Consider the following 14,212-nt stretch of genomic DNA (forward strand, 5'->3'; position numbering starts at 1 on the left):
CCCGCTCTTCCGATCTGCACTACGCGCGGCGTCTGGCCGACGCCGGGATCGGCGGGATCGACGCGGCCGGCTGGCAGGCGGCGCTCGCCAACCGCGCCTGGGCGCTCGATCCGGCCGACGCCGCGCTGCTCGACGAACAACAACGCGAGGCGGACCTGCTGGTGCGGCACGGCGAGCTGCCCGCGCCGCTCGACGTGCACGCCACGGCGCGCCCCTGAACGCCCGCCCGATTCCTTCGACTTCCCATTCAGAGCTTTCCCATGACGACACCGATGAACGTGTTCTGGTACCTGACCGCGCCCGACGGTCATGCACCGTGGACCCCCGAGGGCGCCCGCCCGATCAACTACCGCTACCTGCAGCAACTGGCGCGCGGCTATGACCACCTGGGCTTCACCGGCGCGCTGTTCGCGACCGGCGCGCACGACGTGTGGGTGCTCGGCGGCTCGCTGCTGCCGCACACCGACGATCTCAACTTCCTGCTCGCGATCCACCCCGGCCTGATTCAGCCGACGCTGCTGGCGAAGATGGCCGCGACGTTCCAGGAGTTCTCGAAGGGCCGGCTGCTGCTGAACATCGTGTCCGGCGACGCGAAGATGCTCGGCGCGTACGGCATGAAGATCCCGCACGACGAGCGTTATCAGATGGCCGATGAGTATCTGACCATCTTCAAGCGCCTGTTCGCCGGCGAATCGGTCACGTACGAGGGCAAGTACTTCAGCGTGGAAGGCGCGAAGCTCGCCCTGCCGGCCGGCAAGACGATCTCGCTGCCGCCGCTCTGGTTCGGCGGCTCGTCGGAGCCCGCCATCGAGGTGGCCGCCAAGCACGTGGACACCTATCTGTCCTGGGGCGAGACGCCCGACGAGATCGGCCGGCGCGTCGAGCAGGTCAACGCGCGCGCCGCGCATTACGGCCGCACGCTGGGCCACGGCGTGCGGCTCTACGTGATCCTGCGCGACACCGACGAAGCGGCCTGGGCCGAAGCCGATCGCCTGCTCGGCCTGATGGACGACGACGCGATCGCCGCCAACCAGCGCTTCGTGGGCGGCAGCGATTCGGTCGGCCAGCGCCGCATGAGCGCGCTGCACGGCGGCAAGCGCCCGAAGCATGCGCGCGAGCTCGAAATCGCGCCGAACCTGTGGTCCGGGCTCGGCCTGGTGCGGCCGGGGCCCGGCACCGCGATCGTCGGGTCGCCCGAGACGGTGATCCGCACGCTGAACGACTACGCGGCGCGCGGCATCGATACGTTCATCCTGTCCGGCATGCCGCTGCTCGAGGAATCCTACCGGTTCGCCGAACAGGTGCTGCCGCATCTGCCGGTGCGCCGCACGGCGCCGGTCGAGAAAACCTTCACGTGGTCGACGCTGTTCGACCGCGATCTGTCGGCGTTCTCGCCGGCCACCGGCGCGGCCAAGGAGTAATGCGATGACGACCACTTCCCCGAAATCGCGTGCGCGGTGCGCGCTGCTGGCCGCCACGGCCGCATTCGCGGCCACCGCGGGCGTGCTCGGTGCGGCGCTGGCCAGCCCTGCCGCGCTGGCCGCGGATCCCAACGGCGACACCACGCTGCGCATCGCCTATCTCAAGGGCACCTCGGACCTGACGCTGGCCAAGGCCAAGGGTTCGCTGGACGCCGCGCTGGCCGCGCAGCACGTCAAGGTGGTGTGGGCCGGGCCGTTCCCGGCCGCCGCGCCCGCGTTCGAGGCGCTGAACGCCGACGCCGTGGACTTGACGAGCGGCAGTTCCACCTCGTTCGTGACGGCGATCGCGGGCGGCGCACCGATGTCGATCTTCGGCTATCAGCCGATGACGGCGCAGAACGAGGCGATCGTGGTGCCCGCCAAGTCGGGCATCCGCACGCTGGCCGACCTGGCCGGCAAGTCGGTGGCCGTCAACCGCGGCGGCACCGGCGAATACCTGCTGGTGCGCGCGCTGGTCAAGAACGGCATCGATCCGCGCAGCGTCAAGCGCAAATACCTGTCGCCGAGCGACACGGGCGGCGCGTTCGTGGGCGGCAGCGTCGAAGGCTGGGCCACCTGGGATCCGTTCCTGACGATCGCCGAATCGAACTACGACGCGCGCGTGCTGGCCGACGGCCAGGCCATCGGCTCCGACAACGCGGTCGGCTATTTCGTGCGCGACGATTACTGGAAGGCGCATCCGCAGGTGGTGCGCACCGTGCTGAAGGTGCTGCGCGACGAAAACGTCTGGACCGGCGCGCATCGCGACGAGGCCGGCCGGATCTGGGCCCGCGAACTGAGCCTGCCGCCCGCCCTCGCCCCGGCGCTCGGCGCGCACAACGTCTCGCCGCTGCGCGCCGTGAGCGCCGACGATGCGGCCCGCATCGCGCGCGTGGCGGCCTGGTACGCGGAAAACGGCATCGTGCCGAAAGCGCCCGACATCCGCGCGCACGTGATCGACGCGAGCCACTAGCCGTACCCGCACCGCGGCGCGCCGCCCGGGCGGGCGCGCCGCGGTGCGGCTGTGTCGTGCCGGCCGATCCCGGCCGGCAGCAGGACCGGAGATCTTCACCCATCACAACAATCAGTACATCCAAATAAATGATGAACCACACACGTCAACCGTTGCACCGGCCGCTGCGCCGTGTCGTCCCCGCCCTGCTGGCCTGCGCGGCCGTCGCGCCGGCCGCCCATGCGCAATCGAGCGTCACGATCTACGGCTTGCTCGACATGTCGATCGACTGGTCGCATTCGGGCAACCGCAACACCGTGCGCGAACTGTCCGGTGCGCAGACGGGCTCGCGCTTCGGCATCCGCGGCTCGGAGGAGATCGGCGGCGGCAACCGCGTCAACTTCGTGCTGGAAAACGGCTTCTCGCTGAACAACGGCGCGCTGATCGATTCGACCGCGCTGTTCAACCGGCAGGCCTGGGTCGGCCTGTCGGGCCGCTGGGGCGAGGTGCGCGTCGGCCGGCAGAACTCGCCGCTCTATGTGCCGCTCGAAGGCAAGTTCGACGCCACCGGCGCGTCCACCATCGCCTCGGGATTGAACAGCTTCGCCACGCTGTCCGTGCGCGCCAGCAACGCGATCTACTACGGCACGCCCGACCTGTACGGCTTTTCGGCGGTGGCGATGCTCGGCCTGCGCGACAGCTCGACCCATCCGAGCAGCGGCATCAACAACTATCACCTGACCGCGACCTACGCGCGCGGGCCGGTCGATCTCGACGTGGGTTTCCAGTCGGTCGACAACGCCGCGAATTCGAGCACGCTGAAGGACTTTTTCGGCGGCGGTTCGTACGACTTCGGCAAACTGCGCCTGTATGCGGGCTTCCACCACGCGCAGCAAAGCGATCGTTCGGTCGACAAGAACGTCTACACAGTGTCGGGCGGCTATCGCGTCACGCAGGCGGGCACGCTCGCGCTGGTCTACACGCACTTGCAGGACCGCACGGGCGGCGGGTTGAACGCCGACCACGTGGGCGCGATGGGGTCGTACTGGTTGTCGAAACGAACCTGGGTGTATGCGAGCGGCGCGGTGCTCGTCAACAAGGGGCGCTCGGCCTACGCGCTGACGGCCTCGACGACGCCGGGCGTGGCCGTGGCCTACCCGGGCGCCGACGCGCAGGGCGTGGAGATCGGCATCCAGCATCGGTTTTGAGGGGGGCAGGAGGCCGCGCTGGTTCGCGCGGGCCGTGCCACCGGTCGGCCTGCCACCGGATCGGCGCATGCCAATCCGGCGGCGGCGTTGTTGGCTCCCGCCAATGCCCCGATCAATCCGCCTGGCGTTTCAATACCGAATACAGGCTGCTGTAATCGTCCGTCCACGGTTTCAGCCGATCCGGCAACGCGATGGGTTTCGCACTCCCTTGGAGCGGCTCGCGCATGAAGTCGTCCGGCCGGCCGGACACGAGCACCCAGGTCGAGCGAAACTCGCCCTTCCCGCCTCCCGCACCGTGGAGATCGGCGTTCACGATCCTCGCCTCCCGCCCGTATAGCGCGGCATCGAGCGCGACGATCGGCGCGAGATCGAGATAATGATTCGTGACGTGCACGGCCAGCATGCCGCCGGGCTTGAGGTTGCGGAAATAAATCGCGAATGCTTCCCGGGTCAGCAAGTGAACCGGAATTGCATCGCCCGAAAAGGCGTCGACCACCAGCACGTCGAACCGTTGAGGCGCTTCTTGCGTCAACGTCCGCCGTGCGTCGCCCGATGCGACGGAAACCTGCGCCGGAGAGTCCGACAGAAAACTGAACTCGGAACGCGCGATGCGGATGACGAGCGGATTGATCTCGTAGAAGCGGTAGTCGTCGCCCGGGCGGCCATACGCCGCAAGCGTGCCGGCGCCCAGCCCGATCACGCCCACCCGTTGCGGTTGCGTCGTCCGGTTGGCGAGGATCGCCATGCCGACGCCGGAATGCGCGCCGTAATAGGTGGTCGGCCAGGCGCGGCGGTCGGCGGCCAGATACTGCTCGCCATGCGCGATCAAACCGTTCGACAGCCCGCGTTTGGCCTGCTCCCCGGCGCCGCGATCGCTGACCGCCAGCGTGCCATAGAAATTCCTGACGGAAAGCCGCGTGCTCGAGAGCCGCAAGAACGAGCCGTAGCACAGGCACGCAATCAGGGCTCCGGCCACCGTTGTGGTCGCCGTCAGCCCCAGCCATGCCGCCGCGCCGGCCGGCTTGCCCGCCGCGACCGGCAGGCTTCGATACACGACGAGCAGCGCAAGGATGGCCATCGCGGCCATCCCTATCGGCAGTTCGTGGTCGCCATTGAAGCAACTCGGCGCGACGAATACCGCGAACACGCCGCCGATCGCGCCGCCGACCGACAGCGCAAGATAGAACGACGTCAGATGGCGGGGGTGCGGCTTGCGCCTGGCGAGCTCGCCATGCGCGACCATGCAAGCGAAGAACAGCCCCGCGCTGAACACGGCGATCGGCAGCGCCAGCGAGTCTTGCGGCAACAGCCCGAGGAACCCGGCCGTCATGCCGGCCAGCGAGAGCAGCAGCAGCGGGATGCACAGGCGCCGCCGGTATCCCATCCGCCCTTCGAAACACACGATGAAACTGAGCAGATACAGCCCGAGCGGCAACACCCACAACAGCGGGATGGGCGCGACGTTGCGCGTGAGATAACCGGTGACCGCCATCAGCAGCACGGAAGGACAGGCGGCCAGCGCGGCCCAGGCCGCCAACGTTCGGGCGCGCGGCCGCTCGACGGCCACGTCCGCGGGCGACGGCGCGGCCGATTGCACCGATTCCGCCGTGCGCGACGCTCGGCATGCCAGCGTTCCGCAAACCAGCGCGAAGACGGCGTAGAACGCCGACCATCCGATCGTTTGGAGATGCAGCGGCAGCCACGGCTCGAAGACGACCGGATAGCTGAGCAACCCCAGCATCGATCCGACGTTCGACAGCGCAAACAGGCGGTACGGCACCGCGCCGGCCTTTTCTCGGCCGAACCATGCCTGCACCAGCGGCCCCGTTGCCGAGAGCATGAAATACGGCAGGCCGATGTTCGCGGCCAACAGGACGACGATGGTCACGGCCGGGTCGCCGTGTTCCGCCGCGCTCCCCTGAATGACAGGCTGGATCGGCAGCAGCGCCAGGCTTGCGAGCAGCAGCAGGACGTGCACGTACGCTTGACGCCTGGCGCTCAGGAAGCGGGTTGTCAGATGCGCATAGAGATAACCGCAAACCAGCAGCACCTGAAAAAACAGCAGGCAGGCGCTCCATACCGCGGCCGATCCGCCGAACGCCGGAAGCACGATTTTGCCGATCAACGGTTCGACTTGAAACAGCAGAAACGCACTCAATGCGATGGTGCAGGCATACAGGAACGTCATCGTCTTCTATGTCGCCGGATCGGGAGCGTTGCAACGGCGCGATGCATCGGCGACGGGCAAAACCGTCAACGCATCGACAAGGCACAACGGGAATGGACGGAGGGAATTACCGGGCGGGGTATCGGGCTTGCAGGAACAGCCGGACCGTGGCGGATCGTGAAGGCATGGGCGAACCTCGTTTTACGACTGTCAACCCGAATTTTTTCCTTGCGAAAAAATCGGATTCCCCGAATTGGCATGTTGTGTTTTGCGTAGATGAACGGCACTGCGCCGGCGAATTAGAGCAGCATGCGCCGGGGTTGGCAAGAATTTGTAATGATCCGCGCCGGGGCGGATCGCGCCGGCGGTTGCGCCGGTGGCGGGCCGGCAAGCCGCGCCGCCGGCGCGCTCGTCACGCCAGTTCCACCGGGCCGTGATCGTCACAATGGTCGCCGTGCGGATGATGCAGATGGCCATCGACCAGATAATCGACGTGATCGCCGTGCGGTACCGCTTCATGGCCGCAGCCGGGGCCGTGGACATGCCCCGGTTCATGACCCGCGCACTGGTGGTTCGGCGTGCATTGATCGGGGTTGCGGCTGCTCACCTCGATGACGTGCTCGTCGACATGATCGCCGTGCGGATGATGCAGGTGGCCGTCGTGGAGGTAATCCACGTGGTCGCCGTGCTGGATCGCGGTGTGGCCGCAATTCGGGCCGTGCGCGTGCGGATGGGCGCCGGCGTGTTGGTGATTGCATGAGGTCATGGGTCCTCCTGATGGGAAGCGCGACGATGCGCACCCGCCATTTCAAACCCTGAAGCCGCTAGAGAGTCAATCGGTTTAATCGCGAAGCCGTCACGCCGTGCGCCTTGCCGCCCTGGTCACGCTAGCCGCGATCCCGGCCCAGCACGGGGTCTTCCAGATTCACCGACACGGCCATGCCCTGCGGCGCGGCGTATTCGGTCATCCGGCGGCGCGACAGCTCGAAATGCTCGCGCACCAGCAGCCCGGCCTTGTCGGCGTCGTGCTGTTCGATCGCCTCGATGATCTGGTCGTGCTGCACCACGGCGGTTTCGAGCGTCTGCTGCATCGTGGAGGTGGTCGGGTAGCGGTAGAACATCTTGCCGAGCCGCGCGTGATCGATCAGCAGGCGGCGCAGGCTCGGCATCAGGTAGTCGTTCTGCGCGATCCGGCCGATCTCCAGATGGAACGCATCGTTGTAGATGACCCGGCTGGCCACGTCGTTGTTCTCGATGGCGGTGCGGAAATGCGTCTGGATGGCGTGCAGGCGCGCGATGTCGTCGGGCGTGGCATTGACCGCCGCGAGCTGCGTGGTGGCGACGTAGATCACGGGTGCGGCCAGGAAAAAGCTGCGCAGCGACTGGAAATTCATCGACGACACGCGCGGCGCGCGATTCGTCTCCAGTTCGATGTAGCCCTCGGCCGCCATCTGCCGGATCAACTCGCGGATCGGCGGGCGCGACATGCCGAATTCCTCGGCCAGCCCGGCCTCGTCGATCAGCGCGCCGGGCGCCAGCTCCATGTTCACGATCCGCCGCCGCAACGCCTCGCTCAGCGCGGTCTTGCGATCGCCGCCCTGTGCCGGATCCACCGTTGCCGCGTTTTCGCCTGCTCCTTTCATAACGCCCTCGTCGATTTCAAGCGCGTACTATACGGCCCCGCTCCGGGCCATGGCTAGCACCGGCCCCACCGCCCTCCCAGTTCCCCTCCCGCCTGCCTGCCGCGCCACGCGGCGGCCCACGCACGCCTGCTTCCTTGACGACGCGCTCGATCCGATGCGGGCAGGTGCGGCCGGTTGCCGCGGGTTAACCCTCAATTTTCTCCGAACGCTTGTTGAACTATAGTTTGTCTACTAACTATAGTTTATGCAACGCACGACAAACTTTCGAACCCAAACCAGACTTCAGACCTCGATGCCGCCTCGCTCCGCCCCTCGCGACACCCCCTCGCCCGACGCGCACGCCGCCTGAAATCGCCCCCTCAAAACGGCCCGCGCCACCCTCGGCGGCGCAGCCGATTTCAATCAACAGAGACACTGGATTCAGCAATGCTTAGGGTTACTTCGCCGACGTTGGAAGAGGCCGCGCAGCCGCAGCGCGATGCGCGCAAGGTCAAAGTGAGTTCGCTGCCGGCCGACGATTCGGCGTGCGGCTGGTATCACACCAGCCCGCAGCGCACGCCGCGGCCGCGTCATGCCGGCACCTCGAAGGCGCGCTGGGCGGTGGTTGGCGCGGGCTTCACGGGGCTCGCCGCGGCGCGCCAACTGGCGCTGAACTTTCCGGACGACGAAGTGATCCTGGTGGACGCGCAGGAAGTGGGCTTCGGCACCTCGGGGCGCAACGCCGGTTTCGCGATCGACTTGCCGCACGACATCGGCGCGGACGATTACATCGGCGATATCGCGACCGCCAGGACCACGCTCGAATTGAACCTGCTCGGCCAGTCGATCCTGCGCTCGCTGGTCGACACGCACGGCATCGATTGCCACCTGCGCGCCTCCGGCAAATACCAGGCGGCGGTCGAGCCGCGCGGCGTGGCCGTGCTCGACGCCTACCGGCGCGGCCTCGACAAGCTCGGCCAGCCCTACGAAGTGATCGAGGGCAAGGATCTGCCGGCGCATATCGGCACGGGCTTCTACCGCAAGGGGCTGTTCACGCCCGGCACGATGCTGCTGCAGCCGTCGGCGCTGGTCAAAGGGCTGGCCGACAGCCTGCCCGCGAACGTCACGCTGCACGAGCACACCGCGATCACCGACGTCGAATACGGCGACAAGATCGTGCTGCGCCACGCCGGCGGCCGCATCCTGGCCGACAAGCTGGTGCTGGCCAACAACGCGTTCGGCATGCGCTTCGGCTTCCTGGCCCGCACCATGCTGCCGGTATTCCTGTACGCCAGCCTGACGCGCCCGCTCAGCGAGGCCGAACAGGCGCGGCTCGGCGGCCAGGCGTTCTGGGGCGTGATTCCGGCCGATCCGTTCGGCAGCACGGTGCGCCGCACCCACGACAACCGCATCCTGATCCGCAACAGCTTCAGCTTCAATCCGAACGGCCGGCCCAACGATCGCCACCGCGAACGCGTGCTCGCGCGCCATCGTCAATCGTTCGCGAACCGCTTCCCGATGCTGCCCGACGTCGGCTTCGACTACACCTGGAGCGGCTCGCTCGCGCTCTCGCAGAACCACAAGGGCTTTTTCGGCCAGCTCGCGCCGAACGTGTACGGCGCGCTCTGCTGCAACGGCCTCGGCATCACGCGCGGCACCGTCACCGGCACGCTGCTCGCCGATTGGCTGGCCGGCAAGCGCGATGCGCTGACCGACTTCCTGCTGTCGACGTCCGGGCCGAACCGCAATCCGCCCGAGCCGTTCCTCTCGATGGGCGTGAACGCCACGCTCTGGTGGGGGCAGCGCAAGGCCGGCCTCGAAAGCTGACAGCCCACGTTCAGGATTCCGAATTCGACATGCGGCGATCGGGGCGGCGGCACACGCCGCGCCCCACCGGATCGCCCTCTTCATCAGGCAGGAGACAGGCAATGACAACAACGACGGCGTCCATCGAGGACATACCGCTGAACGGATTTCACCAACTGCTGACGATTCGCTCGGGCGGCGGCTGGCTGATGGACGGCTATGTATTGAGCATCATCGGCGTGGCCATGGTGCAGTTCTCGGCCGCGCTGCATCTGACGAGCTTCTGGGAAGGCATGGTGGCCGCGTCCGCGCTGCTCGGCATCTTCGTGGGCGGGTTCCTCGGCGGCTGGCTGACCGACCGGATGGGCCGCCGCCGGCCCTACTTCTTCGGCCCGGTGCTGTTCGTGATCTGCTCGATCGCGCAGCTGTGGGTGCAATCGGGCGAGGCGCTGTTCGCGCTGCGCTTCATCGTCGGCATCGGCGTGGGCATCGAATACCCGGTGGCCGGCTCGCTGCTGACCGAATTCATGCCGCGCAAATACCGCGGCCCGCGCCTGGCGATGCTGACCATCATCTGGTTCTTCGGCGCGGCGCTGGCCTATATCGTCGGCAACATCCTGCTCGCGAAGGGCGGCCCCGACGCCTGGCGCTGGGTGCTGGCCAGCCCCGCCGTGATCGGCGTGCTGCTGTTCCTGGTGCGCCTCGGCACGCCGGAATCGCCGCGCTGGCTGCTCAACAAGGGCCGCAAGCAGGAAGCCGAAGCCGTGATCCGCAAGGTCTACGGGCCGTCGTTCTCGATCCGCAACCTGCCCGAGGAGCCGGTCGACCGCAAGATCTCGCTCGGCGCGCTGCTGCATTCGGGCTACGGCAAGCGGATGCTGTTCGTGGTGCTGTTCTGGACCTGCTCGGTGATCCCGGTGTTCGCCGTCTACTCGTTCGCGCCGCGCGTGCTGCAGGCGTTGCATCTGGAAGGCGACTGGGAAGCCTACGGCTCGGTGGCGATCACGCTGCTGTTCGTGGTGGGCTGCGCGATCGCCACGCGCATCATCAATACGCTCGGCCGCCGCGCGCTGGTGATCCACAGCTTCCTGTGGTCGGCGCTCGCGCTGCTGGCGCTCGGCGCGTGCTCGAACAGCTCGGCCACGCTGATCCTCGTGCTGTTCGGCACCTATGCGCTGCTGATCGGCGGCGCCCAGGTGCTGCAGCTCGTCTATCCGAACGAAATCTTCCCGACCGACATCCGCGCGTTCGCCGTGGGCATGGGCGCCTCGCTGTCGCGCATCGGCGCGGCCGTCGGCACCTGGCTCGTGCCGATCGCGCTGCAGACGGTGGGCATCGGCAACACCATGTACGCGGCCGCCGCGGTGTCGTTCGTCGGCCTGGTGGCGTCGGTGTGCCTCGCGCCCGAGACGACCTCGCTGTCGCTGCAGGAAGCGGCCTCGCTCAACCATTGATTCTCACCGGCCCGCGCCGTGCGCGACGCGGGCCTCGATCGCGCAACACGCTTACTCTTCATTCCCGCGGGAGCACATCATGAATTTCCAAGGCATCTACACGCCGGCCATCACGCCGCTGAACGCCGAAGGCGGCATCGACAAGGCGGCCTTCGCCGACGTCCTCGAACACCTGATCGCCGGCGGCGTGCACGGCATCATCATCGGCGGCTCGACCGGCGAGTACTACGCGCACACGATGCAGGAGCGCCTCGAGCTCGGCGCCTATGCCAAGGACGTGATCGGCACGCGCGTGCCGCTCGTGATCGGCACCGGCGCGATCCGCACCGAGGATTCGGTCGAGATCGCCAAGTCCGCCAAGGCCATCAAGGCCGACGCGATCCTGGTCGGCTCGCCGCCCTACGCGCTGCCGAACGAGCAGGAAAACGCCGCGCACGCGCTGGCCGTGGACGCCGCCGCCGGCCTGCCGGTGATGCTCTACAACTACCCGGGCCGGATGGGCGTGTCGATGGGCCGCGAGTTCTTCCGCACCGTCACCGCCGCTTCGAAGAACTTCGTGGCGATCAAGGAAAGCTCGGGCAGCACCAACCAGCTGCACATGCTGGCGCGCGAATTCCCCGGCATCGCCGTGTCGTGCGGCTGGGACGATCAGGCGCTCGAATTCTTCGCCTGGGGCGCGTCGAGCTGGGTGTGCGCCGGTTCGAACTTCCTGCCGGCCGAACACGTCGCGCTGTATCAAGCCTGCGTGGTCGAGAACGACTTCCGCAAGGGCCGCCGCATCATGTCGGCGATGCTGCCGCTGATGGATTTCCTCGAGGAAGCCGGCAAGTTCGTGCAGACGATCAAGTACGGCTGCGAGCTGGCCGGCCTGCGCACCGGCGCCGTGCGCGCGCCGCTGCAGCCGCTCGACGACGAGAACAAGGCGAAGCTCGCCACGATCGTGGCCGAACTGAAGCGCGAAGTGGCCGGCGTGACCGGAGGCCAGGCCTGATGGCGGATCTGCTCACCGCCGCGCAATACGCGGAGATCGCCGCCGGGCTGCGCCTGCCGACCCAGGCGTTCGTCGACGGCGCGTTCCGCCCCGCCAACTCGGGCAAGACATTCGCGACCGTCAACCCGGCCACCGACGCGCTGCTCGCCAACGTCGCGGCCTGCGACGCCAGCGACGTGGATTACGCCGTGTCGCGCGCCAAGGCGGCGTTCGCCGACGGCCGCTGGCGCACGCTGCCGCCCACGCAGCGCAAGCACGTGCTGCTGAAGTTCGCCGACCTGCTCGAACAGCACGCGCACGAACTGGCGACGATGGAAAGCCTCGACAGCGGCAAGCCGATCCGCGAATGCCAGACCATCGACGTGCCGGAAACGATCCACACGATCCGCTGGCACGCCGAGCTGATCGACAAGATCTACGACAACACCGCACCGGTCGGCTCGAACGCGCTGGCGCTGGTGGTGCGCGAGCCGATCGGCGTGGTGGGCCTGGTGCTGCCGTGGAACTTCCCGCTGCTGATGCTGGCCTGGAAGATCGGCCCGTCGCTCGCGGCGGGCTGCTCGATCGTCGTCAAGCCGGCGATGGAAACCTCGCTGACCGCGCTGCGCGTGGCCGAGCTCGCCCATCAGGCGGGCGTGCCGGCCGGCGTGTTCAACGTGCTGCCGGGCGGCGGCGCCGAGGTGGGCGAGCCGCTGGGCCGCCATCCCGACGTGGCCGCGGTCAGCTTCACCGGCTCCACCGCCACCGGCCGGCGCTTCCTGCACTACGCGGCGGAATCGAACCTGAAGCGCGTGGTGCTCGAATGCGGCGGCAAGAACCCGGCCGTGGTGCTCGACGACGCGAGCGACCTCGACGCCGTGGCCGCCCACGTGGTGAACGGCGCGTTCTGGAACATGGGCGAGAACTGCTCGGCCTCGTCGCGGCTGATCGTGCATTCGAGCATCAAGCCCGCGCTGCTGGAACGGATCGGCGTGGCGATGCGCGAATGGAAGATGGGCGACCCGCTCGATCCCGAGAACCGCATCGGCTCGCTGATCAGCAAGGCGCATTTCGGCAAGGTGCGCGCCTATCTGGAGCAGGCCGAGCGCGAGCAGCTCGCGGTGCGCTTCGGCGGCACGACGCAGGACGGCATCTTCGTCGAGCCCACCGTGGTGGACGGCGTCGGCCCGCAAAGCCGGCTGTTCCAGGACGAGATTTTCGGGCCGGTGCTGGCCGTGACGAGCTTCGACGAGATCGACGAAGCGATTGCGCTGGCGAACGACTCCGTCTATGGTCTCGCCGCGTCCGTCTACACCAGCAACCTGAATCACGCGATTCATCTGTCGCGGGCGATCCAGGCCGGCGTGGTGACGGTCAACTGCTTCGGCGAAGGCGACATCACGACCCCGTTCGGCGGCTACAAGGCCTCCGGCTTCGGCGGCCGCGACAAGTCGATCTGGGCGCACGACCAGTACACGGAGATCAAGACCATCTGGATCGACGTACCGAACCGCGCGGCCTGACGGCAGCGCAACCCCGGCAGGCCGGCCGCGACCGTCAAAAACGGTCGCGGCCGGTTTGTCTTGTCAGGCGGGCAACCGGTCCGCAGTCATTTCGCATCACTTTTTTACCCGCAATCGGCAGGAACGAGCATGAACAACAGGACCAGGGCAACGCTGATCGGCTTCATCGCGATCGCACTATGGAGCGCGGTGGTGGGCTTGATCCGCGGCCTCAGCGACTGCTTCGGCGCAACCGGCGGCGCGGCCATGATGTACACGGGGGCGTCGGTGCTGCTGTTCCTCACGGTCGGGCTGCCGCGCCTCGACACGTTTCCGCGCCGCTACCTGTTGTGGGGCACGCTGCTGTTCGTCGCCTACGAATGGTGCCTGTCGCTGTCGATCGGCAACGCGCACTCGGCGCGCCAGGCGATCGAGGTGGGCATGGTCAACTACCTGTGGCCGACCTTCACGATGGTGTTCGCGATCCTGTTCCTGGGCCAGCGCGTCAACCTGCTGATCGTGCCCGGCGTGCTGCTGGCGATGACCGGCATCGGCTGGGTGCTCGGCGGCAAGCAAGGCTTCGACGGCGCCAGCATCTGGGCCAACGTGATCGACAACCCGCTCAGCTACGGCCTGGCGTTCGCCGGCTCGCTGATCTGGTCGGCCTACACCACCGTCACCATCAAGCTCGCCAAGGGCAAGAACGGCATCACGCTGTTCTTCATCGTGGTGGCGCTCACGCTGTGGACCAAATACCTGCTCGACGGCGAACACACCATCGTGTTCAACGCCAATGCGCTCGCCTACTTCCTGCTGGCCTCGGCCGCGATGGGCTTCGGCTATTCGGCCTGGAACATCGGCATCATGCGCGGCAACGTGGCGGTGCTGGCCGGCGTGTCGTATTTCACGCCGGTGATCTCGGCCGCGATCGCCGCGCTGCTGCTGCATGCGTCGCTGTCGTCGAACTTCTGGACCGGCGCGTTCTGCGTGTGCGGCGGCTCGGTGCTGTGCTGGCTGGCCACGCGCAAGCGCGCGCCGCGGCCGGCGGCGCAGGCCGGGCAATGCACGTGA

General features: G+C 67.6%; 12 protein-coding genes and 1 pseudogene. 10 read left to right on the forward strand and 3 right to left on the reverse strand.

Features of this window, described 5'->3' with window-relative positions; all coding sequences use genetic code 11:
- The 4 genes and pseudogenes from G3N92_RS08175 to G3N92_RS08190 all read left to right on the forward strand — a co-directional run.
- Positions 1–218, forward strand: a pseudogene (locus tag G3N92_RS08175) (hypothetical protein); the annotation flags it as partial.
- A gap of 42 nt (positions 219–260) precedes the next feature.
- Complete coding sequence (locus tag G3N92_RS08180) at positions 261–1,421, forward strand: LLM class flavin-dependent oxidoreductase (RefSeq protein WP_241014660.1); 1,161 nt, start codon at positions 261–263, stop codon at positions 1,419–1,421.
- A 4-nt stretch (positions 1,422–1,425) separates the two neighbouring features.
- Positions 1,426–2,433, forward strand: a complete 1,008-nt coding sequence (locus G3N92_RS08185) for an aliphatic sulfonate ABC transporter substrate-binding protein (protein WP_206126961.1) — start codon at positions 1,426–1,428, stop codon at positions 2,431–2,433.
- Positions 2,434–2,561: 128 nt separating this feature from the next.
- Positions 2,562–3,620, forward strand: a complete 1,059-nt coding sequence (locus G3N92_RS08190; RefSeq protein ID WP_206126962.1) for a porin — start codon at positions 2,562–2,564, stop codon at positions 3,618–3,620.
- Between the two features lie 112 nt (positions 3,621–3,732).
- Here the strand turns inward: G3N92_RS08190 and G3N92_RS08195 are convergent, their stop codons facing one another.
- Positions 3,733–5,808 carry a fused MFS/spermidine synthase gene (locus G3N92_RS08195; protein WP_206126963.1) on the reverse strand — a complete coding sequence of 692 codons (2,076 nt, stop codon included), beginning with the start codon at positions 5,806–5,808 and terminating at the stop codon, positions 3,733–3,735.
- A 189-nt stretch (positions 5,809–5,997) separates the two neighbouring features.
- Positions 5,998–6,264: a hypothetical protein gene (locus G3N92_RS08200; RefSeq protein ID WP_206126964.1), complete on the reverse strand. Its 267-nt coding sequence runs from the start codon at positions 6,262–6,264 to the stop codon at positions 5,998–6,000.
- Here G3N92_RS08200 and G3N92_RS08205 point away from each other — a divergent pair.
- Positions 6,257–6,547 (forward strand): hypothetical protein, encoded by a 291-nt coding sequence (locus G3N92_RS08205; protein WP_206126965.1) that lies wholly within the window; start codon positions 6,257–6,259, stop codon positions 6,545–6,547. The two genes, G3N92_RS08200 and G3N92_RS08205, sit on opposite strands and share 8 nt — an antisense overlap.
- Positions 6,548–6,674: 127 nt before the next feature.
- Here the strand turns inward: G3N92_RS08205 and G3N92_RS08210 are convergent, their stop codons facing one another.
- On the reverse strand, positions 6,675–7,430 hold the full coding sequence (locus G3N92_RS08210; RefSeq protein WP_206126966.1) for a GntR family transcriptional regulator: 756 nt from the start codon (positions 7,428–7,430) through the stop codon (positions 6,675–6,677).
- Between the two features lie 426 nt (positions 7,431–7,856).
- Here G3N92_RS08210 and G3N92_RS08215 point away from each other — a divergent pair, with 426 nt between their 5' ends.
- From G3N92_RS08215 to yddG, 5 genes are all read left to right on the forward strand, one after another.
- On the forward strand, positions 7,857–9,236 hold the full coding sequence (locus tag G3N92_RS08215) for an FAD-binding oxidoreductase (protein ID WP_206126967.1): 1,380 nt from the start codon (positions 7,857–7,859) through the stop codon (positions 9,234–9,236).
- Between the two features lie 101 nt (positions 9,237–9,337).
- Positions 9,338–10,669 (forward strand): MFS transporter, encoded by a 1,332-nt coding sequence (locus G3N92_RS08220; protein ID WP_206126968.1) that lies wholly within the window; start codon positions 9,338–9,340, stop codon positions 10,667–10,669.
- A 79-nt stretch (positions 10,670–10,748) separates the two neighbouring features.
- Complete coding sequence (locus G3N92_RS08225; protein WP_206126969.1) at positions 10,749–11,660, forward strand: dihydrodipicolinate synthase family protein; 912 nt, start codon at positions 10,749–10,751, stop codon at positions 11,658–11,660.
- Positions 11,660–13,162 carry an aldehyde dehydrogenase gene (locus G3N92_RS08230; protein WP_206126970.1) on the forward strand — a complete coding sequence of 501 codons (1,503 nt, stop codon included), beginning with the start codon at positions 11,660–11,662 and terminating at the stop codon, positions 13,160–13,162. The genes G3N92_RS08225 and G3N92_RS08230 overlap by 1 nt, the downstream gene beginning before the upstream one ends.
- Before the next feature lie 129 nt (positions 13,163–13,291).
- Positions 13,292–14,212 carry an aromatic amino acid DMT transporter YddG gene (gene yddG, locus G3N92_RS08235; RefSeq protein ID WP_206126971.1) on the forward strand — a complete coding sequence of 307 codons (921 nt, stop codon included), beginning with the start codon at positions 13,292–13,294 and terminating at the stop codon, positions 14,210–14,212.

It is taken from the genome of Burkholderia sp. Ac-20379 (assembly GCF_017104645.1).
In the GTDB taxonomy this organism is placed as follows: domain Bacteria; phylum Pseudomonadota; class Gammaproteobacteria; order Burkholderiales; family Burkholderiaceae; genus Burkholderia.